The sequence below is a fragment of the Streptomyces sp. NPDC031445 genome (assembly GCF_055581365.1).
The window spans coordinates 109,783-135,627 of record NZ_JBVIJO010000008.1; the positions used below are offsets into that span (position 1 = coordinate 109,783).

Sequence of the window (25,845 nt, forward strand, 5' to 3'; positions counted from 1 at the left end):
TCACTCCTTCGAGGTCGTGCTCCGCGTACGAAGGGCTGACCGGCGGGCCCCGGGAGACTCATCGGTGCGGCGCAGCGGCTCCCACGGCGCGCGGCCGCCGCCGAGGCACCAGACGGCGATCACCGGGTCGCACAGCGCGCAGCCGAACGACGAGTCGTGCGCGAAGGGGATGATCGGGTGGCCCTTGAGGTGGTGGACGACGTCCCACGCGGTGTGCAGGAGCCAGCCGACGCCGATGAACGCCCACGAGTCCAGGCCCTTGAAGGCGACGCAGGTGGCGAGCGCCGTGAACGCGAACTCCCAGCCGCCGAGGCCGCCGCCGCTGAGGTAGGCGGCCCCCGCGCCGGCGACCATGACCGCGTTGAGGCGGCGCCGGTGGGGTTCCGGGACGAGGGACATCAGGGTGACGTAGAGCAGACCGACGAGAAGGGGGGCCAGGTAGCGCATGCGGTCGACGGTAGGTTTCCGGGCCCCGGCGCCCCAGGGGCTCCAGTGCCAGGTTCCGACGGATTGTCGCCGTCACGCCGGTGGCCGTCCGCCGCGTCTAGGTCACCTGCCCGATCCGCGGCCCCCCGCCTTAGGCCCACGATGAGCCGGCATGACGACTTCCTGGACCGTCGCCCGCGTGCTGCGGGACCGCAACGCGGGGCTGTGCCTCACCGGCCTGGTGGTGTCCGCCTTCGGCACCTCCTCGCTGTGGCTGGCGTCGGGTGTGTGGGTGAAGGAGCTGACCGGCTCGGACGGGCTGGCCGCCCTGTGCCTGCTCGCGATGTGGGCGCCCACCCTCGCCGGCCCGGCGCTCGGCACGCTCGCCGACCGGTTCCGCCGCAGGCCCCTGCTCATCACGGTGAACCTGGGCCTCGCGGCGCTGCTGCCCGTCCTGTTCGCCGTCGGCTCCCCCGGCCGCCTGTGGCTGCTGTTCGCCGTCCTGGTGGTGTACGGCGCGGCCGGCGCCGTCCATGACGCCGCCGAGTCGGCGCTGATGACGGCGGCGGTCGGCCCGGAGCTGCTCGGTGACGTCAACGGGCTGCGGATGACGCTCACCGAGGGCATGAAGCTCGTCGCCCCGCTGACCGGGGCGGGCCTCTACGCGGCCTGGGGCGGCCCGGCCGTGGCCTGCCTGGACGCCGTCACCTTCCTGCTCGCCGCCGGGCTGTGCGGCCTGCTGCGGGTGCGTGAGGAGCGGCCGGTCCGGTCCGGCGACGGCTGGCGGAGGCAGACCACGCAGGGCGTCCGGCACCTGTGGGGCCACCCCGTGCTGCGCCCGCTGCTCCGGGCGGGCGGTACGGCGATGCTGCTGACGGCGCTGAGCGGCACCACGGTGTACGCCGTGGTGGACCGCCTCGGCCACTCCCCCGAATACACCGGCGTGCTGTACGCCGCCCAGGGCGCCGGTTCGGTGGCGGCGGGGCTGCTGGCCGGGCCGGCGCTGCGCAGGCTGGGCGGGCGGCGGTTCGCGGCGGCCGGGATCGCGCTGACCGGGGCCGCGGTGGTGGCACGGGCCGTGCCGTGGGACCCGGTGGCCCTGGCCACCAGCGTGGCGTGCGGCCTGGGTCTGCCCTGTGTGCTGGTCGCCGCGCTGACGGCGGTGCAGCGGGAGACCCCCGGCCCGCTGCTGGGGCGGGCGACGGCCACCGCCGGCACGCTGCTCTTCACCCCGAACGTGCTCGGCCTCGCCCTGGGGGCCGGCCTGGTCGAACTGGCCGGCCCCGGGCTGCTGCTGCCGCTGTACGGCCTGGCGCTCCTGCTGACGGCCGCGCCGCTGGCCCGGCGCACCGCTAGCGCGACCGGGTCCCCGGAGTGAGGGGCCGCGCTCCACGGCCGTTCAGCGCGCCGCCAGTGCCTCCCGGACCGCCGCCAGGTCCGCGTCCGACGCCAGCCCGGCGTGGTACAGCCGCAGTTCCGTCGCTCCTTCGGCACGCGCGCGTGCCGCGTCCGCCGCGAGGGTGGCGGGGCTGCCGCCCATCCCCGCGACGACCGTGAGGTTGGCGGCCAGCACCGTGCCCTCGCGCGCCTGGGCGGCGAAGGGCGCCAGCAGGGCCGTACCGCCGGTGCAGGGCACCACCACGCCGTCGGCCAGGGACAGGACGTGGGCGGGGTCGACGCCCACGTTGGCGCCGCAGTGGTACGGGACCGGATCGGCGTGCAGCAGGATCTGGAAGCCGTCCGGTGCGGCGGCGCGTACGGCGGTGACGGCCTCCTCCTGGAGGGTGCGGGCGGTGGTGTCGCGCCACGCGCGCGTGGCGGCCGCCGTGTCCCCGCCGAGCAGCTTCTCCACCGTCGGCCAGCCCTCGTCGTCCGCCGCGCCCCGCCACAGCGGCTCCAGCGCGCCGCGCACGGCCCCGGCCAGCGCGTCGGCGTCCAGTCCCCGCTCGCCGTAGCCGGTGCGGCAGGACGTGCAGAAGCACAGGGACATCAGGTAGTGCCCGGCGTCCCCGAGGCCGACGCCGGCGGTCTTGTCGTGGGCGTGCAGGTGCTGGAACCCGTACCAGCCGAGGGACTCCAGTTCGGTGCCGCGCGCGCCGGGGCGCACGGCGGCCTCGGCGGCCAGGTCGACCAGGTACGCGCGCGTGGCGGGCTGGGCGACGCAGGGGGCCCACGGGTAGCGGTCGCCGTAGGCGTTGACGACCGAGGTGTCCGGGTGTTCGGCGCCCAGGCGGGAGTTGTGGGCGAGGACGACCCAGGTGTGCACCTCCAGGCCGGCCGCGGCGAGGGCTTCGGCGGCCTCGCCGTGGGCGTTGCCGGGGGCCCAGCGGCCGGCGGGGTAGGGCCGCAGGCCGCGGCCCGCCCAGCGGTCGCCCGGCGGGTAGAGGACGGCCGCGTACTCGGCGGTGACGATGCGGTGGCGGGGGTGGCGGGGAGTGAGGGCGCGGGTGGAGTGGTAGGCGGAGGCCAGGGTCACCTGCTCCACACCGAGTCCGGCGATCCGCTCCGGGGTGGCGGGGTCCCCGTTGACGTCCCAGGGGTAGACGAACGCCGACGCCTTCACGCGTCCGCCCCCGGCAGGGCCTGTCCGTGCTCGCTCACGCGTCCTCCTCCAGCAGTTCGTAGCCGCGTTCGATGAGCCGGGCGAGTTGTTTGACGTGTTCCTCGGCGGGCTCGTGCAGCGGGGGGCGGACCTCGCCGACGTCGAGGCCGCGCAGCCGGACCCCGGCCTTGACGAGGGAGACGGCGTATCCGCGGCCCTGGGCGCGCAGTTCCACGAACGGGCGGTAGAAGCCGTCCAGGAGGCGGTGGGCGGTGGGCAGGTCGTCCGTCCGCAGGGCCCGGTGGAAGGCGAGGGCGATCTCCGGCGCGAAGCAGAACACCGCGGAGGAGTAGAGGGTGATGCCGAGGGCGCGGTAGGCGAGCTGGGTCTGCTCGGCGGTGGGCAGGCCGTTGAAGTACAGGAAGTCGCCTGGTACCTCGGTGCGGACCGCGCTCACGACCCGCTGCATGAGGTCGAGGTCGCCGAGGCCGTCCTTGAGGCCGATGACACCGTCGGTGCGGGCCAGTCCGACCACGGTCTCCGGGGTGAAGACGGCGTTGTCGCGCTGGTAGACGATGACGGGCAGGTCGGTGGCGGCGGCGACCTCCCGGTAGTGCCGCAGCAGGCCCTCCTGGCCGGCGAGCACGAGGTAGGGCGGCATGGCGAGGAGGCCGTCGGCGCCCGCACCGGCGGCGATGCGCGCGTAGCGGACGGCGAGGGCGGTACCGTAACCGGCGCCCGCGACGACCGGGACGCGCCCCTCGGCCGCCTCGACGGCCGCCTTGACGCAGGCCTCGAACTCCTCGGGCAGCAGTGCGTGGAACTCCCCGGTGCCGCAGCAGGCGAAGACGGCGGCGGCACCGGCCGCGACACCGTGGCGCACATGGGTGCGGTAGGCGTCCAGGTCGAGCGAGCCGCCGGGGCCGTAGGCCGTGACGGGGAAGAACAGCGGCCCGCGCGGATCGCTGAGCCGTTCGGTCAGAGGGGCTGGCGTCACGGACTCTCCCTTGAGACACGCCGGTACATGTTTCTGATCCACGTCCATATTTCTGAACGTGACCACGCTAAAGGGCCGTGTCGCGGCGGGTCAAGCACGCAAACTCGCACGATCGGGAGCGAATTCCCCGACATCACGCGACACTTGACGGTGCCCGGTGAACTCTCTAGCGTGTCCACGTATGTGAATACCGGCCACAAGGAGAACCGAGGATGCCCGCTCCCCGCACGATCCTGCTCACCGGCGCCGCCGGCGGGCTCGGCACCCTGATGCGGTCCCTGCTGCCGGAGTACGGCTACACGCTGCGCCTGTTCGACGTGCGCCCCGTCGAGGGCGAGCCCGACGCGATCACCGCCGACCTCGCCGACGAGGAGGCGCTGCGCGAGGCCGTACGGGGCGTGGACGCGGTCCTGCACCTGGCGGGGATCTCCCTGGAGGCCCCGTTCGAGAAGATCCTCAGGTCGAACATCGAGGGCACCTACAACCTGTACGAGGCCGCCCGCCTCGCGGGCGTGCCGCGGATCGTCTTCGCCTCCTCCAACCACGCCGTCGGCTTCACCCCCGCCCCCCGCGCGGGCGAGCCGCTGATCCCCGTCGACACCCCGCGCCGCCCGGACACCTTCTACGGCCTGTCGAAGTCCTTCGGCGAGGACCTGGCCCAGCTCTACTGGGACAAGCACGGCCTGGAGACCGTCTCGGTGCGCATCGGCTCCTGTTTCCCGGAGCCCACCAGCGTCCGCATGCTGTCGGTGTGGATGAGCCCGGCCGACGGCGCCCGTCTCTTCCACGCGGCCCTGACCGCCGAGCGGGTCGGCCACACGGTCGTCTACGGCTCCTCGGCCAACACCCGCCTGTGGTGGGACCTGAGCACCGCGCGGGCGCTCGGCTACGAGCCCCGGGACGACTCCGAGCCGTACGCCGCGAAGCTCATCGCCGAGCAGGGCGAGCTGGACCCGGAGAACCCGGCCCACGGCCACCTGGGCGGGCACTTCGTGAACGACCCGCCGATCTGGCCGTACTGACGCTCCGCCGGCTCCCCGTGGGGGACCGGCGGCCGGAAACGACCGTCTCCGCGCGCGGGCGGGCACCGAACGGGCCCGCCCGCCGCCGTGTCCGGGCATCCGCCGTGCCCGATCCCACCCCGCCCCGGACACCCGCGCAGGTCCGCGACGGGCACGGCCCGCGCGAAGCGGGCACAAGCGGGCAGTATCGGGCCCGCAACAGACCTGGTCAGCGCCGCGCGCCGACGGTAGAACTTCCCCCATGGGCCCGAACGGGCAGGTCCACAGGGAAGTGGGTGACGACATGACCACCAGGACGGCGGAAGAACGCCAGCGCGAGATCGTGCGGGCCGCCCGCGCCACCGGCTCCGTGGACGTCACCGCGCTCGCCGCCGACCTGGGCGTGGCCAAGGAGACCATCCGGCGCGACCTGCGCGCCCTGGAGGACCACGGCCTGGTCCGCCGCACCCACGGCGGCGCCTACCCGGTCGAGAGCGCCGGGTTCGAGACGACCCTCGCCTTCCGCGCCACCAGCCACGTGCCCGAGAAGCGCCGGATCGCCGCCGCGGCGGCCGAACTGCTCGGGGACGCCGAGACCGTCTTCGTCGACGAGGGCTTCACCCCCCAGCTCATCGCCGAGGCGCTGCCCAGGGGCCGGCCGCTGACCGTGGTCACCGCGTCCCTGCCGGTCGCGGGCGCCCTGGCGGAGGCCGACCAGGTCTCCGTGCTGCTGCTCGGCGGCCGGGTCCGCCCGGGCACGCTGGCCACCGTCGACCACTGGACGACGAAGATGCTGGCCGGCTTCATGATCGACCTCGCCTACATCGGGGCCAACGGCATCTCCCGCGAACACGGCCTGACCACCCCCGACCCGGCGGTCAGCGAGGTGAAGGCGCAGGCCGTCCGGGCCTCCCGGCGCACGGTCTTCGCGGGCGTGCACACCAAGTTCGGCGCGGTCAGCTTCTGCCGGTTCGCGGAGATCGGCGCGCTGGAGGCGATCGTGACCAGCACCCTGCTCCCGGCCGCCGAGGCCCACCGCTACTCCCTGCTGGGCCCGCAGGTCATCCGGGTCTGATTCCGCGATCCGTCCCCGTCCAGGGGTGCTCCGCACCGCCGGGCGCCCCTTATGTCCCCCTTTCCCCCTCCTCCAGGAGCGATCCATGCGCACCCCGAGCCGACGGAGGCCGCGAGCCACGCTCGCCCTGGCCGCCGCAGGGACGCTGCTCGCCCCGCTGCTCTCCGGCTGCTGGGCCGGTGCCGGCGGGACCGGTTCCGGCGGCGACTCCATCAACGTCCTGATGGTCAACAACCCGCAGATGACCGAGTTGCAGAAGCTGACCGCCGCCCACTTCACCAAGGACACCGGCATCAAGGTCAACTTCACGGTCCTGCCCGAGAACGACGTCCGCGACAAGATCAGCCAGGACTTCGCCAACCAGGCCGGCCAGTACGACGTGGCCACCCTGTCCAACTACGAGATACCGATCTACGCCCGCAACGGCTGGCTGCACGAGATGAACTCGTACGTCGCGAAGGACCCGTCGTACGACGAGCGGGACGTGCTCAAGCCGATGCGCCAGTCCCTCACCGGCGACGACGGCAAGCTCTACGGACAGCCCTTCTACGGCGAGTCGTCCTTCCTCATGTACCGCAAGGACGTGTTCGCGGCGAAGGGCCTGACCATGCCCGAGCGTCCCACCTGGCAGCAGGTCGCCGGCCTGGCCGCGCGGGTGGACGGCGCCCGGCCGGGCATGCGGGGCATCTGCCTGCGCGGGCTGCCCGGCTGGGGCGAGCTGATGGCACCGCTGACCACGGTCGTCAACACCTTCGGCGGCACCTGGTTCGACACGGACTGGAAGGCACGGCTGGACTCCCCGGCGTTCGAGAAGGCGACGAAGTTCTACGTCGGCCTCGTCCGCGAGCACGGCGAGTCCGGCGCCGCCCAGTCCGGCTTCGCCGAATGCCTGAACAACATGACCCAGGGCAAGGTCGCCATGTGGTACGACGCCACCTCCGCGGCCGGACTGCTGGAGGCGGCCGGCTCCCCGGTCAAGGGCAAGCTCGGCTACGCCCCCGCCCCCGTCGAGCGCACCGCGTCCTCCGGCTGGCTCTACACCTGGGCCTGGGGCATCCAGCAGGCGTCCCGCAACCCCGACAAGGCATGGAAGTTCGTCTCCTGGGCGTCGGGCAAGGGGTACGAGCGGCTGGTCGGCGAGACCAGCGGCTGGTCGAACGTCCCGGCGGGCAAGCGGGCGTCGACCTACACCGACGCCGACTACCGCGAGTCGGCCGCCGCGTTCCAGGAGATGACCAAGGAGGCCATCGAGAGCGCCCGGCCGAACGACCCCGGGGTGCAGCCGCGGCCCGCGCCCGGCATCCAGTTCGTCGGCATCCCCGAGTTCACCGACCTCGGCACCAAGGTCTCCCAGGAGATCAGCGCGGCCATCGCCGGACGCCAGTCCGTCGACGCGGCCCTGAAGAAGTCTCAAGCGCTCGCCGAGAAGATCTCCAAGGAGTACGAGGGACGATGACAGCGACGACCACGGCCCCCCTCGCCGCCACACCCGCACGCACGGTGAGCCGGCCCCCGGCCCGGCTGCGCGCCTGGGCCACCCGCGCCCCGCTCCTGCCGGCCCTCGTGTTCATGATCGTGGTGACCCAGCTGCCCTTCGTGGCCACACTGGTGATCTCCTTCTTCGACTGGAACGCCCTCTACCCCAAGGCCCGCCGCTTCACCGGCCTGGACAACTATCGCCAGGTGCTCACCGACGCCGGCCTGCGCCACTCGGTGTGGACGACCGTGCTGCTCACGGCGGCCGTGGTGCTGGCCAGCCTGGTCATCGGGCTGGCGCTGGCACTGCTGCTGGACCGGCGGTTCCGCGGCCGGGGCATCGTCCGCACGCTGCTCATCGCGCCCTTCCTGGTGGTGCCGGTGGCCGCCGCGCTGCTGTGGAAGCATGTGCTCTACAACCCCGAGTACGGCTTGCTCAACGGGTTGCTGCACTATGTGGGCGGGCCACAGCCGGACTGGGTCTCCCGCACCCCGCTGCTCGCGGTCGAGGCCTCCCTGGTGTGGCAGTGGACGCCGTTCATGATGCTGATCCTGCTGGCCGGACTCCAGAGCCGGGACCAGCAGCAGATCGAGGCCGCGCGCGTCGACGGCGCGAGCGACTGGCAGATCTTCCGCCACCTGACCCTGCCCCACCTGCGCCGCTACCTGGAACTGGGCGCGCTGCTCGGGTCGATCTACATCGTCCAGAACTTCGACGCGGTCTTCACCATCACCTCCGGTGGCCTGGGCACCGCCAACCTGCCCTACACCGTCTACCAGAGCTTCTACCAGGCCCACGAGAACGGCCTGGCCTCGGCCGCCGGCGTCCTGGTCGTCATCGGCTCGATCGTCATCGCGACCTTCGCCCTGCGCGTGGTGTCGTCCCTGTTCCGCGAGGAGGTGTCCCGCGCATGACCGCCGTACTGCGTCGTAACGGACTCGGCCTGGTGGCCTGGCTGGCCGGCGTCGTCTTCTTCCTGCCCATCGCGTGGATGGCCCTGACGTCCTTCCACTCCGAGGCGGACGCGGCGACCAACCCGCCGTCCTTCACCGCCTCGCTGACGCTCGACGGCTACCGCGAGTTCTTCGGCACCGGAGGCGGGGCGAGCCCGTGGCCCGCACTGGTCAACTCCACGGTCGCGTCGGTCGCCTCGACGCTCCTGGTCCTGCTGCTGGCCCTCCCGGCGGCCTACGCGCTGTCGATCCGGCCGGTGCGGAAGTGGACCGACGTCCTGTTCTTCTTCCTGTCCACCAAGATGCTGCCGGCCGTGGCGGGCCTGCTGCCGGTCTACCTCTTCGCCAAGAACGCCGGGATGCTCGACAACATCTGGCTCCTGGTCGTGCTGTACACCTCCATGAACCTGCCGATCGCGGTGTGGATGATGCAGTCCTTCCTCGCCGAGGTGCCGGTCGCGGTCATCGAGGCGGCGCGGGTGGACGGCGCCCGGCTGCCGGTGATCCTCGCGCGCGTGGTGGCCCCGATCGCGCTGCCGGGCATCGCCGCCACCGCCCTGATCTGCTTCATCTTCAGCTGGAACGAACTGCTGTTCGCCCGGGTCCTGACGGGCGTGGTCGCCGAGACCGCCCCCGTCTTCCTGACCGGCTTCATCACCAGCCAGGGCCTGTTCCTGGCCAAGGTGTGCGCCGCGTCGCTCGTCATCTCCCTGCCGGTGCTCGCCGCGGGGTTCGCCGCCCAGGACAAACTGGTCCAGGGCCTGTCGTTGGGAGCCGTGAAATGAAGGCCGCCGTCATCGAGTCCGTGGGCCGGGCCGTCGTCACCGAGGTGCCCGACCCGACGCCGGGCCCCCGCGAGGTGGTCGTCGAGGTCGCGGCCTGCGGCCTGTGCGGCACCGACCTGCACATCCTCCAGGGCGAGTTCGCGCCCAAGCTGCCGATCGTCCCCGGGCACGAGTTCGCGGGCGAGGTCGTCGGCGTCGGCACCCAGGTCACCGAGGTGGCCGTCGGCGACCGGGTGGCCGTGGACCCCTCGCTGTACTGCCACGAGTGCCGGTACTGCCGCACGGGCCACAACAACCTGTGCGAGCGGTGGGCGGCGATCGGCGTGACGACGGCGGGCGGCGCGGCACGGTACGCGGTGGCGCCGGTCGCCAACTGCGTGAAGCTGCCCGACCACGTCCGCACCGAGGACGCGGCCCTGGTGGAGCCCCTGTCCTGCGCGGTGCGCGGCTACGACGTGCTGCGGGCCCGCCTGGGCGCCCACGTGCTGATCTACGGCTCCGGGACCATGGGCCTGATGATGCTGGAGCTGGCCAAGCGGACCGGCGCGGCGAGTGTGGACGTGGTCGACGTCAACCCGGCCCGCCTGGAGACGGCCCGGCTGCTCGGCGTCTCGGGGGCCGCGGCGAACGGCGACGAACTGGACCGCCCGCGGGGCTGGGACGTGGTGATCGACGCGACCGGCAACGCGGCGGCGATCCAGGACGGCCTGGACCGGGTCGCGAAGGCGGGCACGTTCCTGCAGTTCGGGGTGGCGGACTACGCGACCCGCGTGACGATCGACCCGTACCGGATCTACAACCAGGAGATCACGATCACCGGCTCCATGGCGGTGCTGCACAGCTTCGAGCGGGCGGCCGAGCTGTTCGCGAACGGCGTGCTGGACCCGGGCGTCTTCATCAGCGACCGGATCCCGCTGGAGCGGTACCCGCAGGCGCTGGAGCAGTTCGCGGCGGGGGTGGGGCGGAAGATCGTGGTGGTGCCCTGAGCCGATGGGGGATGGGACCCTGAGCCGATTGGGGGGTGGGTAAGGGAACGGTAAAGCGGTGTCGTTCGTTCTCCCGGCATGACAGCTATGACCCCTGGCTCGAACATCCCTCTCCCGGCCGCGCGCGTGACCGTGGACGTCTCCGCTCCGGTGCGGCTCGACGTGTCGGGCCTGCTGCTCACCGGTGACGGCAAGGTGCGCTCCGACGACGACTTCATCTTCTACAACCAGCCCACGGGGCCCGGCGTGACGTACCGGTCGGGAGGCGGTACGGCGCCGGACGCGGTCACGGTCGACACGGCCGCCGTGCCGCCGGAGATCGAGAAGATCGTCGTCACCGCCAGCCCGGACGCGGCCGGCCAGACCTTCCGGGGCATCGAGCCGACGGCCACGGTCCGGGACGCCGACGGCGGTGCCGTGCTGGCGACGTTCACCCCGCCGCAGCTCGGCGACGAGACCGCGCTGGTGGTCGTGGAGATCTACCGCCGGGGCGACCAGTGGAAGGCGCGGGCCGTCGGGCAGGGGTACGCCAACGGGCTCGCGGGCATCGCGACCGACTTCGGCGTGACGGTGGAGGAACCGGCCGCGGCTCCGGCCGCACCGCCGCGGCCGGCCGCTCCCCCGCAGCCGGCCGCCGCCCCTGTGGCCGCTCCCCCGCAGCCGGCGGCACCGCCGCCCGCTCCCGCGCCGGGCGCCGGGAAGATCAACCTGGACAAGGGCCGGGTCAGCCTGCAGAAGAACCAGACGGTGTCCCTCATCAAGGGCGGCCGGCCGCTGCTGTCCCAGGTGCGGATGGGCCTCGGCTGGGAACCGGCGTTCCGCGGCAAGGACATCGACCTGGACGCCTCGGTCATCGCCTACGGCCCGCAGCGCAACCACATCGACAGCTGCTACTTCGGCAAGCTGACGATCCTGAACGGCGCGATCCGGCACTCCGGGGACAACCTGACCGGCGAGGGCGGGGGCGACGACGAGGTCATCACGGTCGACCTGGGCCGGCTGCCCCAGGAGGTCACCGGTCTCGTCTTCACCGTGAACTCCTTCTCCGGGCAGAAGTTCACCGAGGTCGCCAAGGCGTACTGCCGTCTGGTCGACGACTTCTCGGGCGAGGAGCTGGTCCGCTTCGACCTCACCGGCGCGGAGGCCCGGACCGGCGTGTTGATGGCCAAGCTCATCCGCCAGTTCTCCGGCGAGTGGGACATGACGGCGCTGGGCGAGTTCGTGAAGGCCCGCACCGTACGGAACATGGTGGAGCCGGGGGCACGGGCTCTGTAAGCCCGCGGCGGTGGCGCGGGGCCCGCTGCGGTGTGCGGCGGGCCCCCGCGCCGCCGGGCCGGCCGCGGCGGCGCCTCAGCCGGCCCGCAAGCCCTCCGTCAGCAGCTCCAGGTACCGCCGGATCTCCCGCTCCCCCGCCCCGGCGAGCTCCGCCGCCGAGGTCACCCCGTGGGTCAGGCGCAGCACGTCGATCGGCTCCACGTCCCCGCGCAGCGTGCCCTCCGCCTGCGCCGCCTGCACCAGCCGGGTCACCGCGCCGTGCACCACGGTCCCGCACGCCGTCAGCGCCGCCGCGCCGCCGTGCTCCGTCACCGCCGAGCCGAGCAGGGCCCTCATCCCCCGCACTTGGAGGGAGCCCACCGCCAGCTCGTACAGCCACTCCCCGAGCGCCTCGCCCGGCGGCCGTTCACCCGCCAGCTCGTCGGCGCGTACCCCGAACGCCTCGATCCGGTCCACGTACGCCGCCTCCAGCAGTGCCTGCCGGGTCGGGAAGTGCCGGTAGAGGGTGCCCGAGCCGACGCCGGCCCGCTTGGCGATGTCGTCGAGCGACGCGTTCTCCCGTGCTCCGCGAAGGCCTCGGCCGCCGCCTTCAGCAGCCGCGCGTAGTTGCGCCGGGCGTCGGCGCGCATGGGCCTGCCCTGCGTCATCCACTCACTCCTCGCGAACCGGGGACCGTCTCCGCAGGGTATCCGGCACCGGCGTCCCGGCGCCGGTCCCGGCGGGCGGCCCGGCGCGGGATCCCCACGCCGGGCCGCCGCTCACCGCGGCCGGGAGTTCGACGACAGCACCTAGCGGACCTGCCGCTTCCAGGGGCCGGTGATGGCGAGCATGATGCCGGGCGTCTGGATGTTGGCGAAGAGGGTCTTGCCGTCGGGCGAGAAGGTGACGCCGGTGAACTCGCTGTACTCCGGCGCCTCGGCGGTGCCGATGTTCAGCTCGTTGCGGGCGATCGGGTACGTCCGGCCGCTGTCGGTGGCCCCGAACAGGTGCTGGACGCCCTCGCCGTCCTCGGCGATGACCAGGCCGCCGTACGGGGAGACGGTGATGTTGTCGGGGCCGTCGAAGGCGCCGTCCTCCGCCGGGTCGGGGTTCACGCCGAGCAGCACCTTCAGCGTCAGCGTGCGGCGCTTGGGGTCGTAGAACCAGACCTGGCCGTCGTGCTGGACCGGGCTCTCCTGGCGGGCGTAGGAGGAGACGACGTAGACGCCGCCGTCACCCCACCACATGCCCTCCAGCTTGCGGGCGCGGGTGACCTGGCCGTCGGTGAACTGCTTGCGCACCGAGACGGTCCTGGCGTCACGGTCGGGGACGTCCACCCAGTCGACGCCGTAGACGGTGCCGATCCTGGTGGCGCGGGACAGGTCGTCCACGAACTTGCCGCCGGAATCGAAGCACTTGAACGCCTGGAGCACGCCCGCGTCGTCGGCGAGTGTGCGCAGCTTGCCCCGGCCGTGGCGGAAGCCCTCCGGCGGGGTCCAGCGGTAGAACAGGCCGTTGGGGCCGGAGGCGTCCTCGGTGAGGTAGACGTGGCCGCGCTTGGGGTCGACCACGACGGCCTCGTGGGCGTAACGGCCCAGCGCCTTGACCGGCTTGGGGTCGCGGTTGGCCCGGCGGTCCTCCGGGTCGACCTCGAAGACGTAGCCGTGGTCCTTGGTGAAGCCGTTCTTGCCGGCCTTGTCCTCGGTCTCCTCGCAGGTCAGCCAGGTGCCCCAGGGGGTGCTGCCGCCTGCGCAGTTGGTGGCGGTGCCGGCGATGCCCACCCACTCGGCGACCTCGCCGCCGTGGCGGACCTCGACGACGGTGCAGCCGCCGGCCGCCGCCGGGTCGTAGACCAGGCCCTCGGTGAGCGGCACCGGGTACGGCCACTGGGCGCGGGCGCCGGCCAGCTCGTGGTTGTTGACGAGGAGGGTGGTGCCGCGCGGGCCCTCGAAGGTGGCCGTGCCGTCGTGGTTGGACGGGGTGAACTCGCCGGACTCCAGCCTGGTCCTGCCGCTGTACGTGATGATCTCGTAGGAGAAGCCGGCGGGCAGGGCGAGGATGCCCTTGGGGTCGGCGATCAGCGGGCCGTAGCCGACGCCGTGGTGGTGGCCCCCGTGCGCGGACTCCGCCTCGGCGCTCCCGGCGTCCGTGGCGGCGAGGGCGTTCGGCGCGGTGGCGAGCGCGCCGACGCTGCCCGCCAGGGCGACCCCGGCACCGGTGATCGCGGATTTCCTGGCGAAGTCCCTGCGGGTGAGCGACATGGTGTCTCCTGTGACGACGGTGGTAGTGCCGTGGAGGGTGGGGGCCTCGGTTCGGCGCACACGCTCCCGCCCACTCGTGAACGCGAGTTGAACGCCGGACTACTTCACCGGTCCTTGTTCAAGAATCCGTACGCACTACCCCATCGCCAGCAAAAGGCACCGGCCCGGCACGCGACCGGCCGGGCTCTCAGCCCCCGTGCTGGGAGCGCGCCTTGAACGCCGCCTTGCGCGCCTGCTTGGCCACCTTCTTGTCCGGGTGCAGCCGCCCCATCGCGTCCAGCACCTCGGCGGTGGCGGGGTGCTCCACCCGCCAGGCCGCCGCGAAGAACCCGCTGTGGTGGGCGGCCAGCCCCTCCACGAGGGCCTGGAGCTCCTCGGAGTTGCCCTCGGCCGCCAGCTGTGCGGCCAGGGTGTCGACGGTCAGCCAGAACACCATGTCCTCGGAGGGTGCCGGCACCCCGGCGGCGCCCCGCTCGCTCAGCCACACCCGGGCGAGACCGCCCAGCTCGGGGTCGTCCAGCACCTCGCGCAGCGCGGGTTCGGCCTCCGCGCCGACCAGCGACAGCGCCTGCTGGCAGCGGAGCCTGCGCAGCGGGCCCCCGGCGTCCGCGCCGCGCGCCGCCGCCAGCAACTCCCGCGCCGCCGCGAGCGGTTCGCGCCGGGCCAGCCACTGCTCGGTCTCGGCCCGGGCGGCGGACTGGCCGAACCGGGCGGTGCCGTCGAGCAGGACGTCCGCGCCCTTGTCGGCCAGGTCACCGACGGCCGGCGCCTCGAACCCGGCCTCCAGCAGCCGTGCCCGCAGCCCGTACACGCCGAGCGGGGTCAGGCGGACCATGCCGTAGCGGGCGACGTCGGTGTCGTCCACGGTCGCGGCGGGCTCCTCGTCGGTGTCGGCCATCAGCGCCTCGTCCACCGGCCGGTAGTCCACGAGTCCGACCGGCTCGAGCACCCGGAACTGGTCGTCCAGCCTCATCATCGCGTCGGAGACCTGCTCCAGGACGTCGTTGGTCGGCTCGCCCATGCCGTCGGGCACGAGCATGGAGGCGGCGAGGGCGGGCAGCGGGACGGTGCCGTCGCCGGGGCCGTCCTCACTGACGGTCAGCAGATAGAGGTTGCCGAGGACGCCGTCGAGGAACTCCGCCTCGGCCTGCGGGTCCCAGCCGAGTGACGAGAAATCGACCTCGCCGCCCTCGTCCAGCGCGTCGACCAGGCCGTCCAGGTCGGGGACGGCCGCGTCGGCGATCACGGTCTCCAGCGCGGCCAGCCACACGGTGAGCACGTCCCGCGGGGCGCCGCCGGTGAGCAGCCCCAGCTCCTCGCCGGCCCGCACGGTGCCGGCCTCCTCGTCCACGATCTCGACCAGACCGGCGTCCACGGCGATCCGCCAGGCCTCGCTCGCGCAGGCGGCGGCGTCGTCACCGCTCAGTCCGAGCAGTTCCACGGCGGCCGGCAACTGCTCCTCGGCCAGCCCGCCGCCGGCGTCGACGCGGGTGCCGGGCCCGGCCCAGCGGGCGAGGCGGGCCGCGCGGGAGAGCAACGGCGTGGACAGCGCGGCACGCGCCAGCTCCGCTTCGGGATGCAGCCTTACGGGCGGCAGGGGGGAGCTGTCTGACATCGGCTGGTTCTCCTCGGACCGTGAACGGACTCAGCCGCTCAGCCTAGACGGATTTCCACCCATGCCACCCGGTTCATCTCACCGTAAGCGGCCGTCCATGGCCGAAACCTTGACAACTCCCGGGGCCAGGCAGGAGATTGACGCGCGTAGAAGTCGGGGGACAACTGTTCACTCGGCTCTCTTCGTGTCACAGAGGGCCACCACCCCCACACGCTCCCGTTCCACCCTCGCCCCGGCGCATCGTCACGTCCCCGGAGGGATCCCTTGCCGAGCAGGTCTTCCGCGCGCCTCGCCGCGCTCACCGTCGCCGCCGTCTGCAGCGCGGCCTCCGCCGTCGCCCTCACCTCCCCCGCGCACGCCGACTCGGTGCGCGTCCACGACATCCAGGGCACGACCCGGATATCCCCGTTCGCCGGGCAGAAGGTGACGGACGTGCCCGGCATCGTCACGGCCACGCGCACGTACGGCTCCTCCAAGGGGTTCTGGCTCCAGGACCCGGCCCCGGACGACAACCCGGCCACCAGCGAGGGCGTGTTCGTCTTCACCAGCTCCACGCCGAAGGTCGCGGTCGGTGACGCGGTGAAGGTGACCGGTACCGTCTCCGAGTTCGTCCCGGGCGGCGCCTCCTCCGGCAACCAGTCGCTGACGGAGATCACCAAGCCGGTGATCACCACCGTCTCCACGGGCAACGCGGTCCCCGCGCCGGTCGTCGTCGACGAGGACGCGGTGCCGGACGCGTACGCGCCCGCCGGCGACACCGCCGCCGCCAACTCGATCAACGGCCTCCCCCTGGACCCGTCCGCGTACGCCCTGGACTACTACGAGTCCCTGGAGGGCATGAACGTCCAGGTCGCCGACGCTCGCGTGGTCACCGCCACCGACCCGTACAGCGAGCTGTGGGTCACCGTGAAGCCGTGGGAGCACCGCAGCCGGCGCGGCGGCACGGTCTACGGCTCCTACGACTCCCAGAACACCGGCCGGCTCCAGATCCAGTCGCTGGGCCCGACCGCCGGCTTCCCGAAGGCGAACGTCGGCGACACCCTGGAGGGCACCACCACCGGCCCGCTGGACTTCAACCAGTACGGCGGCTACACCCTCGTCGCGAGCGAGCTCGGCACGCTGAAGAGCGCCGGCCTGGAGCGGGAGACGACGCGGAGGCAGTCGGACCGCGAGCTGGCGGTGGCGACCTACAACGTCGAGAACCTCGACCCGTCGGACACCACCTTCGACCAGCACGCCTCCGCGATCGTGCACAACCTCCAGTCGCCGGACATCGTGTCCCTGGAGGAGATCCAGGACGACAACGGCGCCACGGACGACGGCACGGTCGACGCGGACCGGACGGTGACGAAGCTGATCGACGCGATCGTCGCGGCGGGCGGCCCGCGGTACGACTGGCGCTCGGTCAACCCGGTCAACGACCAGGACGGCGGCGAGCCCGGCGGCAACATCCGCCAGGTGTTCCTGTTCAACCCGGAGCGAGTGTCCTTCACGGACCGCGCGGGCGGCGACTCGACCACCGCCGTCGGTGTCACCAAGGTGCGCGGAAAGGCCCAGCTGACGGTGTCCCCGGGCCGGATCGACCCGGCGAACGCGGCTTGGAACAACAGCCGCAAGCCGCTCGCGGGCGAGTTCGTCTTCCACGGCAAGACCGTCTTCGTGATCGCGAACCACCTCAACTCCAAGGGCGGCGACCAGGGGCTGGCCTCGCAGTACCAGCCGCCGGTGCGCAGCTCGGAGATCCAGCGGCACGCCCAGGCGACCGAGGTGAACGCGTTCGTCAAGGACATCCTGTCCGTGCAGAAGAACGCGAACGTCATCGCGCTCGGCGACATGAACGACTTCGAGTTCTCCGGGACCGCGCGGATCCTGGAGGGCGACGGCGAGCTGTGGTCGGCGATCAAGTCGCTGCCGAAGAGCGAGCGCTACACCTATGACTACCAGGGCAACCAGCAGGTGCTGGACCAGATCCTGATCAGCCCGGCGATCCGCCGGGGCTGCGACTTCGAGTACGACAGCGTGCACATCAACTCGGAGTTCAGCGACCAGATCAGCGACCACGACCCGCAGGTGCTGCGGTTCCGTCCGTGACACGACGGCGGGACCGGCCCGGCTGCGCGCCCGGCCGGTCCCGCCGTCCCGTGCTCACCGGCAGCGGTCGATCCGGCGCCAGGCCACGGCCACGCCGAAGACGGCGGCGCCCGCCGCGCCGATGATCAGGGCCTGCCGGGGGTGCCGCATCGCGGCGCTCACGGCGGACCGCACCGGGCCCGGGACCCGCGTGTCGTGCTCCGCGGTGCGACCGGCGTGGGCCGCCCGGTCGCGCAGGGCGTGCCGGCCGTGTCCGGCCTGCTCCTGCACCAGGTGCCCGGCCCTGGTCATCCGTTCCTGCGCGGTGTGGCCGGCCCGCGCGGCACGGTCCTGGACCACGTGTCCCGCCTTGGCCGCCCGGTCCTGCACGCCGTGCCCCGCCTGGGCGGCGCCGGCGCGCAGCTGGACGGTCATGGCGCCGGCCTTGTCCCTCAGGTCGGCGGCGCGTGCCCGGGCCCGGCCCTTCACATCGACCCGGTCCACCAGCTGGGCGACGGTGTCGCCGAGCTGGCTCCGGGTCTGTTCGATCTGCCGTCGCAGCTCGTCGGGGCCCTTGGCGCCCGAGCCGTGCGCGTTCCTGTGCGTCATCGGTGTGCCCTTTCCCTGATGGCGTCGACGTCCGCCCTGACACTGCCGAGCGCCCTCTCGGGCGTGGGCGGGGCGGCACGGCGCAGCTGGGCGCGGCCGGTCGCGGCCAGCAGGCCGGCGACGGCGAAGAACACCGCTGCGACGATGAGCGCCGCCGCCCACACGGGCAGCGCCAGGGAGAGGGCGGCGGCGGCCGCTCCGGCCAGGGTGATCAGCCCGACGTAGCCGACGGCGCCGGCGGCGCCCAGCATGCCGCCGCCGCGTCCGGCGCGGCGTCCTTTCTCGGCCAGCTCCTCCTTGGCGAGGGCGACCTCCTGCCGCAGCAGCCGGGAGAGCTGTTCGGTGGCCCGGCCGACGAGTTCGCCCGTGGAGGGGTGCCCGTCGGCCGCGGGCCTGGTGTGCGGGGTCACGGTCACGGCATTCCGCCTCCTCTCAGTGCGGAACTGCCGGGTACCCGGGCCGAAGGTCGTTAGCCCTGCCCGGTGCCGCCGGGTCCGCGTTCGCCGAGACGCGCGAGTTGGGACTGGAACCAGTCCAGGCGCGCCTGCAACAGGGCGGCCTCGGCCACCAGTTCGGGCACGCCCGGCTCGCCGCCCGCCGTCAACCCGGGGGCGGGTGCGCCACCGGCGGCGCCCGCGATCACCCGGAGCCCGTGCCCGGCCAGCCGGGCGAACCCCGCGAGCGAGACCGGCGCCCGCCCGCGCACGCAGCCCGCGCAGACGGGTGCGAGGACCCGCCAGCCCGGCCGGCCCCAGCCGGCGTCGGCCAGCGCGACGGCTGCGGCGCCGCAGCCGCAGGGTCCGGCCGTGGCCGTGCGCACCCGCTGCCGGGCGGAGCGGAAGCCGCGTTCGAAGCGGATGTAGGCGCCGAGGACGGAGACCTCCAGCAGGACGGCCGCGCGGTGCTCGGCGGTGCACAGCAGCGCCTCGGCCGCCGCCCGGTCGTGCACGCTGTGGAAACCGCAGTCGCACCGGCGGGCCGGCGGGCGGTGCCGGAAGCCGTAGACGCAGGAGGCGTCGTCCAGGACGCCGTACGGCAGCGCGCCGCCGAGCGACACACCGGTGAACCCGGCCCGGGTGCCGTCCTGGGACAGCACCGGGTGGGCGATCTTGTAGCCGGTCGGCGGCTCCGTCGGGCGTTCCGCCGGGAGCCGCAGCCTCATCGGGCGGCCGGGACCTCTTCGCGGACCGGCCCGGCCGGTCCGGCCGCGTCCGTGCGGACGGTCTCCTCGGGGACCTGCGGCTTCTCCTCCCGGACGACCGGCCGCTCCTGCGCGACCCCGGTGGCCAGTGCCTTGCCGAGCTTCATGGCGCCTCCATGACAGTCGTCGGTGACCCTCCGCCCATAGTGACCCATGATGCGCCGAGTTGGACACAGGGCGCCGGCCCGCTCCCGGCCCGATTCAGCAACTCTTATCGATACCTCGTAGGAGATTTAAGTAGAGCTTCACGGTCGCACGGCCGAGACTACTCCCATGACCACGAGTACCCGCGGGCCCGCCCCTTTCGGCCGCACCCTCTGCGCCATGATCACGCCGTTCACCGAGGAGGGCGCCCTCGACCTGGACGGCGCCCAGCGGCTGGCCGCGCAGCTGGTGGCGGAGGGCTGTGACGGCCTGGTCCTCAACGGCACCACCGGCGAGTCGCCGACCACCACGGACGAGGAGAAGGCGCGGCTGGTCGCGGCCGTGCGGGAGGCGGTCGGCGACCGGGCCTCACTGGTCGCGGGCGTGGGCACGTCCGACACCCGGCACACGGTGGAGCTGGCGCTGGCGGCCGGGAAGTCGGGCGCCGACGGTCTCCTGGTCGTGACGCCGTACTACAGCCGGCCCCCGCAGGAGGCCGTGGCCGCCCACCTCCTCCAGGTCGCCGACGCGAGCGACCTGCCGGTGATGCTCTACGACATCCCGGGCCGCACGGGCACCCGGATCGAACCAAACACGATGATCCGCCTCGCGGACCACCCGCGGATCGTCGCCGTCAAGGACTGCTCCTACGACTTCCTCGGCACCCTGAAGGTGCTTGAGCGCACGGAGTTGGCCTACTACGCGGGCTGCGACGAGCACGTACTGGCGCTGTACGCGGTCGGCGCGGCGGGCTGTGTGAGCACGGTCGCGAACGCCGTACCGGACCGGGTCGCGGCCATCCTGGCCGCGTTCGACGCCGGCGACACCGCCCGCGCGGCCGGACTCCAGCGGGCCCTGACCCCGCTGACCGAGGCGATGACGGGCGCGGGCCTGCCCGGCACGGTCACCGCGAAGGCCCTCCTCACCCGCCTCGGCCTGCCCGCGGGCCCGGTCCGCGCCCCCCTGCTGCCCGCCGACCGGAAGACGGCCGACGGGCTGCTGAGGACGTACCGCGCGCTCACGGCGAGCTGACGGTGACCGAGGGGCGGCCGCAGGTCACGGCCGCCGAGGATCAGTTGTGGCTGTGCAGGATGTCGTTCAGGCCGCCCCAGACCGCGTTGTTCGGGCGGGCCTCGACCGTGCCGGTGACCGAGTTGCGGCGGAAGAGGATGTTCGAGGCGCCGTTCAGCTCGCGGGCCTTGACGATCTGCCCGTCGGGCATGGTGATGCGGGTGCCCGCGGTGATGTACAGGCCGGCCTCGACCACGCACTCATCGCCGAGCGCGATGCCGACGCCCGCCTCGGCGCCGACCAGGCAGCGCTCGCCGATGGAGATGATCACGTTGCCGCCGCCCGAGAGGGTGCCCATGGTGGAGGCGCCGCCGCCGATGTCCGAGCCGTCGCCGACCACGACACCCGCGGAGATCCGGCCCTCGACCATGGAGGTGCCGAGGGTGCCGGCGTTGAAGTTGACGAAGCCCTCGTGCATGACCGTGGTGCCCGCCGCGAGGTGCGCGCCGAGGCGGACCCGGTCGGCGTCGGCGATGCGCACGCCCTTCGGGGCGACGTAGTCCGTCATGCGCGGGAACTTGTCGATCGAGGTCACCTGGAGGTGCAGGCCCTCGGCGCGGGCGTTCAGGCGCACCTTCTCGATGTCGTCCACGGCGACCGGGCCGAGCGAGGTCCAGGCGACGTTGGCGAGATGGCCGAAGATGCCGTCCAGGTTCTGGCCGTGCGGCTTGACCAGGCGGTGCGAGAGCAGGTGCAGGCGCAGGTAGACGTCGTGGGCGTCGATCGGCTTCTCGTCCAGCGAGGCGATGACCGTGCGGACCGCGACCACCTCGACGCCCCGGCGGGCGTCCGGGCCGGTCGCCGCGGTCGCGCCGCCGCCCAGCAGCTGGGCCGCCTGCTCGGCGGTCAGCCGCTCGGTGCCGGCCGGACCCGGCTCCTCGACCAGCTCGGGGGCCGGGAACCAGGTGTCGAGAACGGTGCCGTCGGAGGCGATCGTGGCGAGGCCGGCGGCGACGGCGCCGGTGGTACGGGTTGCAGACTCGGTCATGGAAGAAAACCTAACGTGGGCGGGGTGGTGAGGGCGAACCGCGTCTCACGTGCCGGGCGCGGGTTTCAGGGGATCAGCCGGGCCAGCGCGGCGCGCGCGTACTCCTCGTCGTAGGGGCCGCCCGTCAGCAGCACCCGGAGGCAGATGCCGTCCATCAGCGCCAGCAGGGCCCGCGCCGTGACCGGGTCGGTGCGGCGGGCCAGCAGGGCGGCCGCCTGCTCGGTCCACTCGGCGGCGACGGGACGCAGTGCGGGACGGCGCAGCGCGGCCAGGTACAGCTCGTACTCCAGTTCCACGCCGGCGCGCCCGCCCGCCAGCCACTGCCCGAGCGCCCGGGCGAGGTCCGCGGCGAGGTCGCCGTCGCCGCCCTGCGGCACCTGCTCGGCCAGCAGCCTGCCGAACCCCTCGTTCGCCTGCCGCAGCGCGGCCACCAGCAGTTCCTCGAGGGTGGCGAAGTGGTACGTCGTGGAGCCGAGCGGCACGTCCGCCTCGGCGGCGACCGTACGGTGGCTCAGCCCGGCGATGCCGTCCCGGCCGGCCACCCGGATCGCCGCGTCGATGATCCGCTGCCGGCGCCCGGGGTCGTGGCGGCGCGGCATCAGTGGGTCGCCCCGCCCAGGTTCAGCACGACCACTCCGCCGATGATCAGCACGATCCCGGCGACCTTGGCCGGGCCCAGCCCCTCGCCGAACAGCAGCAGACCGAGGACGGCGATGGCCGCGGTGCCCACGCCGGACCAGATCGCGTACGCCGTGCCGATCTGGACGGTCTTCAGCGTCCGCGCGAGCAGCGCGAACGAGACGAGGTACCCCACGGCGGTCACGAGCGAGGGCCAGAACCGGCTGAATCCCTCGCTGTACTTCATCGCCGTCGTGGCGGCGACCTCGGCGGCGATGGCGCCGGAGAGCAGCAGATACCCCATGTGTACGAGCGTACACAACGACTGCGTACGGCCGTACACAACGAGGTGGTTCCACTTCCGTCGAAACCGCTCGCAGCCCGTCCCGCCTCCACCGCCGTGCGGGCCCGTGCTCGACAACGGCCCCGGCCCGCTCTCCTTCGCCTCCCCGTCCACCGCGCCGGCGCACACGCCGGCTCCCGCGCGAAGCCGCGCCGCCTCGTCGCCGCCCCCGAGTCCCCCGCCCGCTCCCCCGCCCACCCGAAGCGCACGCCCGCCAAGTCGCCGACGCCCAGGGCCGGTTCGTCCCGCCCGGCGGAGCACGGGACGTCCGTCCGCTCCCTCAGCCGCCCCGGCCGCTACTGGCACGTGAGCGGCGGCCTGGTGAAGCTCGACCCCGTCACCTCGGCCGCGGACCGCCGCGCCGCCGCCCTCACCCGGGTCAAGAGCCGTGCCGACGCCCGCTGTTGCTCCTTCACCACGGCCGACGGCGGCTGCCTCCGCCACCGCGGCTTCCGGCTCCGGCTCCGGCTCCGGCTCGACCCGTGCCGGAACACCGGCCTCTACCGGTCCGACTCGGCGTTCCTGCTGGTGGACGGGCTGGCCTGAGCACGCGACAGGGGCCGTGGCACTTGGCCACGGCCCCTGTCGCAGGTGGTGTGTCAGACGTTGAACCCGAGCGCCCGGAGCTGCTCGCGGCCGTCGTCCGTGATCTTGTCGGGACCCCACGGCGGCATCCAGACCCAGTTGATGCGGAGTTCGTTGACGAGGCCGTCCGTGGCGGACTTGGCCTGGTCCTCGATGACGTCCGTCAGCGGGCAGGCCGCCGAGGTCAGGGTCATGTCGACCGTGGCCACGTTGGAGTCGTCGATGTGGATGCCGTAGATCAGGCCGAGGTTGACGACGTCGATGCCCAGCTCGGGGTCGACCACGTCCATCAGGGCCTCGCGGAGTTCTTCCTCCGAGACCGGCTTCATCTCTGCGGTGTCGGTCATGCCGTCTTCCTTTCGGCCTCGGCGCCACCCAGCGCCTGGGCCGTCGCGTCCTTCCACGCCATCCAGCTCAGGAGGGCGCACTTGACCCGCGCGGGGTACTTGGAGACACCGGCGAACGCGACCGCGTCCTCCAGCACCTCCTCCATCGCGTCGTCGGGCTCGATCTTGCCCTTGGACTGCATCAGCTCCAGGAAGGTCTCCTGGATCTTCCGCGCCTCGGCCAGGTCCTTGCCGACGAGGAGCTCGTTGAGCACGGAGGCGCTCGCCTGGCTGATCGAGCAGCCCTGGCCCTCGTACGAGACGTCCTCGATCGTCGTGCCGTCGTACTTCACGCGCAGGGTGATCTCGTCGCCGCAGGTCGGGTTCACATGGTGCACCTCGGCGTCGCCATCCCTCAGACCACGCCCGTGCGGGTTCTTGTAGTGGTCCAGGATGACGTCCTGGTACATCGAGTCCAACTTCACGAAGACGCCTCTCAGCCGAAGAAGTTCCGTACGTGCTCCAGGCCGTCGACCAGAGCGTCGATCTCGGCCGGCGAGGAGTACAGATAGAACGACGCTCGCGTGGTCGCAGGAATTCCGTAGCGCAGGCAGACCGGTCGGGCGCAGTGGTGGCCGACACGGACCGCGATGCCCTGCTCGTCCAGGACCTGGCCCACGTCGTGCGGGTGGATGTCCCCGAGCGTGAAGGAGATCGCCGCCCCGCGGTCCTCGGCCGTCGTCGGGCCGATGATCCTCAGGTCGGGAACCTCCGCCAGGCGCCGCACCGCGTACTCCGTCAGCGCGTGCTCATGAGCGAGGATCTTGTCCATGCCGATCGACTGGAGGTAGTCGATCGCCGCACCGAGACCGACCGCCTGGGCGATCGGGGGCGTGCCCGCCTCGAACTTGTGCGGGGCGGGGGCGTACGTCGAGGAGTGCATCGAGACGGTCTCGATCATCTCGCCGCCGCCGAGGAACGGAGGCAGGTCCTCCAGCAGCTCCTGGCGGCCCCACAGGACGCCGATGCCGGTCGGGCCGCACATCTTGTGGCCGGTGAAGGCCACGAAGTCGGCCTGGAGGGCCTGCACGTCCAGCGGCATGTGCGGGGCGGCCTGGGAGGCGTCGATGCAGACGAGCGCGCCGACCTCCTGGGCGCGGCGGATTATCGTCTCGACCGGGTTGACCGTGCCGAGGATGTTGGAGACCAGCACGAAGGAGACGATCTTCGTCTTCTCGGTGATGACCTCCTCGATGTTCGACAGGTCGAGGCGGCCGTCGTCCGTGAGGCCGAACCACTTCAGCTTCGCGCCCGTGCGCTGCGCGAGCAGCTGCCACGGCACGATGTTGGAGTGGTGCTCCATCTCGGTGATGACGATCTCGGTCTCGTGGTCCACCCGGTAGGGCTCGTCGGCCCAGCCCAGCATGTTCGCCACGAGGTTGAGCGACTCGGAGGCGTTCTTGGTGAAGATCACCTCGTCGCGGCTCGGCGCGTTGACGAACGCGGCGACCTTGTCGCGCGCTCCCTCGTACAGCGCCGTGGCCTCCTCGGCGAGCACATGCACACCGCGGTGGACGTTGGCGTTGTAGCGCTCGTAGTACTCGCTCAGGGCGTCCAGTACCTGGCGCGGCTTCTGCGAGGTCGCCGCGTTGTCCAGGTACACGAGCTTCTTGCCGTCGTGGACGACTCGGTCCAGGACGGGGAAGTCCTTGCGGATCGCCTCGGTGTCGAGGAGGCCCGGCAGCTGTGTCACGCGGATGCGCCACCCTTCACGTATGCCTCGTAGCCCTCGTTCTCCAGCTTGTCCGCGAGCTCGGGGCCGCCGGACTCGACGATGCGGCCGCCGGCGAACACGTGGACGTGGTCGGGCTTGATGTAGCGCAGGATGCGCGTGTAGTGCGTGATCAGCAGGGTGCCGACCTCGCCGGACTCGCGGACGCGGTTGACGCCCTCGGAGACGATGCGCAGCGCGTCGACGTCGAGGCCGGAGTCGGTCTCGTCCAGGATCGCGACCTTCGGCTTGAGCAGCTCGAGCTGGAGGATCTCGTGGCGCTTCTTCTCACCGCCGGAGAAGCCCTCGTTGACGTTGCGCTCGGCGAAGGACGGGTCCATGTTGAGGCGCTCCATGGCCCCCTTGACCTCCTTCACCCAGGTGCGCAGCTTGGGGGCCTCGCCGCGGATGGCGGTGGCGGAGGTGCGCAGGAAGTTGGAGACCGAGACGCCGGGGACCTCGACCGGGTACTGCATCGCCAGGAACAGTCCCGCGCGGGCGCGCTCGTCGACGGACATCTCCAGGACGTCCTCGCCGTCCAGGGTGACGGTGCCGCCGGTGATCGTGTACTTCGGGTGACCCGCGAGGGAGTAGGCGAGGGTCGACTTGCCGGAGCCGTTGGGGCCCATGATGGCGTGCGTCTCGCCCTGCTTCACGGTGAGGTCGACGCCCTTGAGGATCTCCTTCGTGGCGTTGTCGGCCTCGACGGTGACGTGCAGGTCTCGGATTTCAAGCGTTGCCATGGGT

At 72.7% G+C, this 25,845-nt stretch carries 27 protein-coding genes and 1 pseudogene; 11 read left to right on the forward strand and 17 right to left on the reverse strand.

Translation table 11 applies throughout. The features are described 5' to 3' along the window. On the reverse strand, positions 1–447 hold the full coding sequence (locus ACZ5DC_RS21855) for a DUF6010 family protein (protein WP_468655080.1): 447 nt from the start codon (positions 445–447) through the stop codon (positions 1–3). A 151-nt stretch (positions 448–598) separates the two neighbouring features. On the opposite strand from ACZ5DC_RS21855, the gene ACZ5DC_RS21860 reads away from it, so the two are divergent. Continuing rightward, positions 599–1,804 (forward strand): MFS transporter, encoded by a 1,206-nt coding sequence (locus ACZ5DC_RS21860; RefSeq protein WP_468655082.1) that lies wholly within the window; start codon positions 599–601, stop codon positions 1,802–1,804. 21 nt (positions 1,805–1,825) lie between these two features. On the opposite strand, the gene ACZ5DC_RS21865 is transcribed toward ACZ5DC_RS21860, so the two are convergent. After that, positions 1,826–2,989 carry a hypothetical protein gene (locus ACZ5DC_RS21865; RefSeq protein WP_468655084.1) on the reverse strand — a complete coding sequence of 388 codons (1,164 nt, stop codon included), beginning with the start codon at positions 2,987–2,989 and terminating at the stop codon, positions 1,826–1,828. 34 nt (positions 2,990–3,023) lie between these two features. Next, the gene (locus tag ACZ5DC_RS21870) at positions 3,024–3,965 is read right to left on the reverse strand and encodes a 5-dehydro-4-deoxyglucarate dehydratase (protein WP_468655086.1); all 942 of its coding nucleotides are present in this window, start codon (positions 3,963–3,965) and stop codon (positions 3,024–3,026) included. A gap of 212 nt (positions 3,966–4,177) precedes the next feature. On the opposite strand from ACZ5DC_RS21870, the gene ACZ5DC_RS21875 reads away from it, so the two are divergent. The 7 genes from ACZ5DC_RS21875 to ACZ5DC_RS21905 all read left to right on the forward strand — a co-directional run bounded on the left by ACZ5DC_RS21875 (position 4,178) and on the right by ACZ5DC_RS21905 (position 11,517). Continuing rightward, positions 4,178–4,987 carry an NAD-dependent epimerase/dehydratase family protein gene (locus ACZ5DC_RS21875; protein ID WP_468655088.1) on the forward strand — a complete coding sequence of 270 codons (810 nt, stop codon included), beginning with the start codon at positions 4,178–4,180 and terminating at the stop codon, positions 4,985–4,987. A gap of 283 nt (positions 4,988–5,270) precedes the next feature. Beyond that, complete coding sequence (locus ACZ5DC_RS21880; RefSeq protein ID WP_468655090.1) at positions 5,271–6,041, forward strand: DeoR/GlpR family DNA-binding transcription regulator; 771 nt, start codon at positions 5,271–5,273, stop codon at positions 6,039–6,041. Between the two features lie 85 nt (positions 6,042–6,126). Next, positions 6,127–7,497 carry an ABC transporter substrate-binding protein gene (locus ACZ5DC_RS21885; protein ID WP_468655092.1) on the forward strand — a complete coding sequence of 457 codons (1,371 nt, stop codon included), beginning with the start codon at positions 6,127–6,129 and terminating at the stop codon, positions 7,495–7,497. Further along, a complete protein-coding gene (locus ACZ5DC_RS21890) occupies positions 7,494–8,432 on the forward strand; it encodes a carbohydrate ABC transporter permease (protein ID WP_468655094.1) in 939 nt (312 codons plus the stop codon). The genes ACZ5DC_RS21885 and ACZ5DC_RS21890 overlap by 4 nt, the downstream gene beginning before the upstream one ends. Then, positions 8,429–9,256, forward strand: a complete 828-nt coding sequence (locus tag ACZ5DC_RS21895) for a carbohydrate ABC transporter permease (RefSeq protein ID WP_468655096.1) — start codon at positions 8,429–8,431, stop codon at positions 9,254–9,256. Before ACZ5DC_RS21890 ends, ACZ5DC_RS21895 begins: the two co-directional genes overlap by 4 nt. Then, positions 9,253–10,242, forward strand: coding sequence for a zinc-dependent alcohol dehydrogenase family protein (locus tag ACZ5DC_RS21900; RefSeq protein WP_468655098.1), 990 nt, complete (start codon positions 9,253–9,255; stop codon positions 10,240–10,242). The genes ACZ5DC_RS21895 and ACZ5DC_RS21900 overlap by 4 nt, the downstream gene beginning before the upstream one ends. A gap of 87 nt (positions 10,243–10,329) precedes the next feature. Further along, on the forward strand, positions 10,330–11,517 hold the full coding sequence (locus tag ACZ5DC_RS21905) for a TerD family protein (RefSeq protein WP_468655100.1): 1,188 nt from the start codon (positions 10,330–10,332) through the stop codon (positions 11,515–11,517). 75 nt (positions 11,518–11,592) lie between these two features. On the opposite strand, the pseudogene ACZ5DC_RS21910 reads toward ACZ5DC_RS21905, so the two are convergent. The 3 genes and pseudogenes from ACZ5DC_RS21910 to ACZ5DC_RS21920 all read right to left on the reverse strand — a co-directional run bounded on the left by ACZ5DC_RS21910 (position 11,593) and on the right by ACZ5DC_RS21920 (position 15,372). Further along, positions 11,593–12,164, reverse strand: a pseudogene (locus ACZ5DC_RS21910) (TetR/AcrR family transcriptional regulator). Between the two features lie 141 nt (positions 12,165–12,305). Beyond that, positions 12,306–13,757, reverse strand: a complete 1,452-nt coding sequence (locus ACZ5DC_RS21915) for an alkaline phosphatase PhoX (RefSeq protein WP_468655102.1) — start codon at positions 13,755–13,757, stop codon at positions 12,306–12,308. A gap of 187 nt (positions 13,758–13,944) precedes the next feature. Continuing rightward, complete coding sequence (locus tag ACZ5DC_RS21920; RefSeq protein ID WP_468655104.1) at positions 13,945–15,372, reverse strand: hypothetical protein; 1,428 nt, start codon at positions 15,370–15,372, stop codon at positions 13,945–13,947. A 264-nt stretch (positions 15,373–15,636) separates the two neighbouring features. Here ACZ5DC_RS21920 and ACZ5DC_RS21925 point away from each other — a divergent pair, with 264 nt between their 5' ends. Then, complete coding sequence (locus ACZ5DC_RS21925; protein WP_468655106.1) at positions 15,637–17,463, forward strand: endonuclease/exonuclease/phosphatase family protein; 1,827 nt, start codon at positions 15,637–15,639, stop codon at positions 17,461–17,463. A 54-nt stretch (positions 17,464–17,517) separates the two neighbouring features. Here ACZ5DC_RS21925 and ACZ5DC_RS21930 read toward each other — a convergent pair whose 3' ends face one another. Genes ACZ5DC_RS21930 through ACZ5DC_RS21945 form a run of 4 tightly spaced genes read right to left on the reverse strand, consistent with a single transcriptional unit; the run spans position 17,518 to position 19,359 of the window. Further along, on the reverse strand, positions 17,518–18,051 hold the full coding sequence (locus ACZ5DC_RS21930) for a DUF3618 domain-containing protein (protein ID WP_468655108.1): 534 nt from the start codon (positions 18,049–18,051) through the stop codon (positions 17,518–17,520). Next, positions 18,048–18,467 carry a phage holin family protein gene (locus ACZ5DC_RS21935; RefSeq protein WP_468655110.1) on the reverse strand — a complete coding sequence of 140 codons (420 nt, stop codon included), beginning with the start codon at positions 18,465–18,467 and terminating at the stop codon, positions 18,048–18,050. Before ACZ5DC_RS21935 ends, ACZ5DC_RS21930 begins: the two co-directional genes overlap by 4 nt. Positions 18,468–18,520: 53 nt before the next feature. Beyond that, positions 18,521–19,213, reverse strand: coding sequence for a hypothetical protein (locus ACZ5DC_RS21940; RefSeq protein ID WP_468655112.1), 693 nt, complete (start codon positions 19,211–19,213; stop codon positions 18,521–18,523). Beyond that, positions 19,210–19,359 carry a hypothetical protein gene (locus ACZ5DC_RS21945; protein ID WP_468655114.1) on the reverse strand — a complete coding sequence of 50 codons (150 nt, stop codon included), beginning with the start codon at positions 19,357–19,359 and terminating at the stop codon, positions 19,210–19,212. The genes ACZ5DC_RS21940 and ACZ5DC_RS21945 overlap by 4 nt, the downstream gene beginning before the upstream one ends. A 166-nt stretch (positions 19,360–19,525) precedes the next feature. Here ACZ5DC_RS21945 and dapA point away from each other — a divergent pair, with 166 nt between their 5' ends. Next, the gene (gene dapA / locus ACZ5DC_RS21950) at positions 19,526–20,428 is read left to right on the forward strand and encodes a 4-hydroxy-tetrahydrodipicolinate synthase (protein WP_468655116.1); all 903 of its coding nucleotides are present in this window, start codon (positions 19,526–19,528) and stop codon (positions 20,426–20,428) included. A gap of 40 nt (positions 20,429–20,468) precedes the next feature. On the opposite strand, the gene dapD is transcribed toward dapA, so the two are convergent. From dapD to ACZ5DC_RS21965, 3 genes are all read right to left on the reverse strand, one after another. Continuing rightward, positions 20,469–21,455, reverse strand: a complete 987-nt coding sequence (dapD, locus tag ACZ5DC_RS21955) for a 2,3,4,5-tetrahydropyridine-2,6-dicarboxylate N-succinyltransferase (RefSeq protein ID WP_366753655.1) — start codon at positions 21,453–21,455, stop codon at positions 20,469–20,471. A 65-nt stretch (positions 21,456–21,520) separates the two neighbouring features. Continuing rightward, a complete protein-coding gene (locus ACZ5DC_RS21960) occupies positions 21,521–22,054 on the reverse strand; it encodes a TetR/AcrR family transcriptional regulator (protein ID WP_468655118.1) in 534 nt (177 codons plus the stop codon). Beyond that, a complete protein-coding gene (locus tag ACZ5DC_RS21965; protein ID WP_468655120.1) occupies positions 22,054–22,377 on the reverse strand; it encodes a DMT family transporter in 324 nt (107 codons plus the stop codon). Before ACZ5DC_RS21965 ends, ACZ5DC_RS21960 begins: the two co-directional genes overlap by 1 nt. Between ACZ5DC_RS21965 and ACZ5DC_RS21970 the strand changes: the two genes are divergently transcribed. Continuing rightward, entirely contained in the window at positions 22,378–22,962 is a 585-nt protein-coding gene (locus ACZ5DC_RS21970; protein ID WP_468655122.1) for an AbfB domain-containing protein, read from the forward strand. Between the two features lie 53 nt (positions 22,963–23,015). Here ACZ5DC_RS21970 and ACZ5DC_RS21975 read toward each other — a convergent pair whose 3' ends face one another. Genes ACZ5DC_RS21975 through sufC form a run of 4 tightly spaced genes read right to left on the reverse strand, consistent with a single transcriptional unit; the run spans position 23,016 to position 25,841 of the window. Then, positions 23,016–23,348 (reverse strand): metal-sulfur cluster assembly factor, encoded by a 333-nt coding sequence (locus ACZ5DC_RS21975; RefSeq protein WP_103812962.1) that lies wholly within the window; start codon positions 23,346–23,348, stop codon positions 23,016–23,018. Beyond that, complete coding sequence (gene sufU, locus ACZ5DC_RS21980; RefSeq protein ID WP_401388221.1) at positions 23,345–23,812, reverse strand: Fe-S cluster assembly sulfur transfer protein SufU; 468 nt, start codon at positions 23,810–23,812, stop codon at positions 23,345–23,347. Before sufU ends, ACZ5DC_RS21975 begins: the two co-directional genes overlap by 4 nt. Positions 23,813–23,823: 11 nt before the next feature. After that, positions 23,824–25,080, reverse strand: coding sequence for a cysteine desulfurase (locus ACZ5DC_RS21985; RefSeq protein ID WP_468655125.1), 1,257 nt, complete (start codon positions 25,078–25,080; stop codon positions 23,824–23,826). Next, positions 25,077–25,841 carry a Fe-S cluster assembly ATPase SufC gene (sufC, locus tag ACZ5DC_RS21990; RefSeq protein ID WP_468655126.1) on the reverse strand — a complete coding sequence of 255 codons (765 nt, stop codon included), beginning with the start codon at positions 25,839–25,841 and terminating at the stop codon, positions 25,077–25,079. The genes ACZ5DC_RS21985 and sufC overlap by 4 nt, the downstream gene beginning before the upstream one ends. Positions 25,842–25,845: the final 4 nt, after the last annotated feature.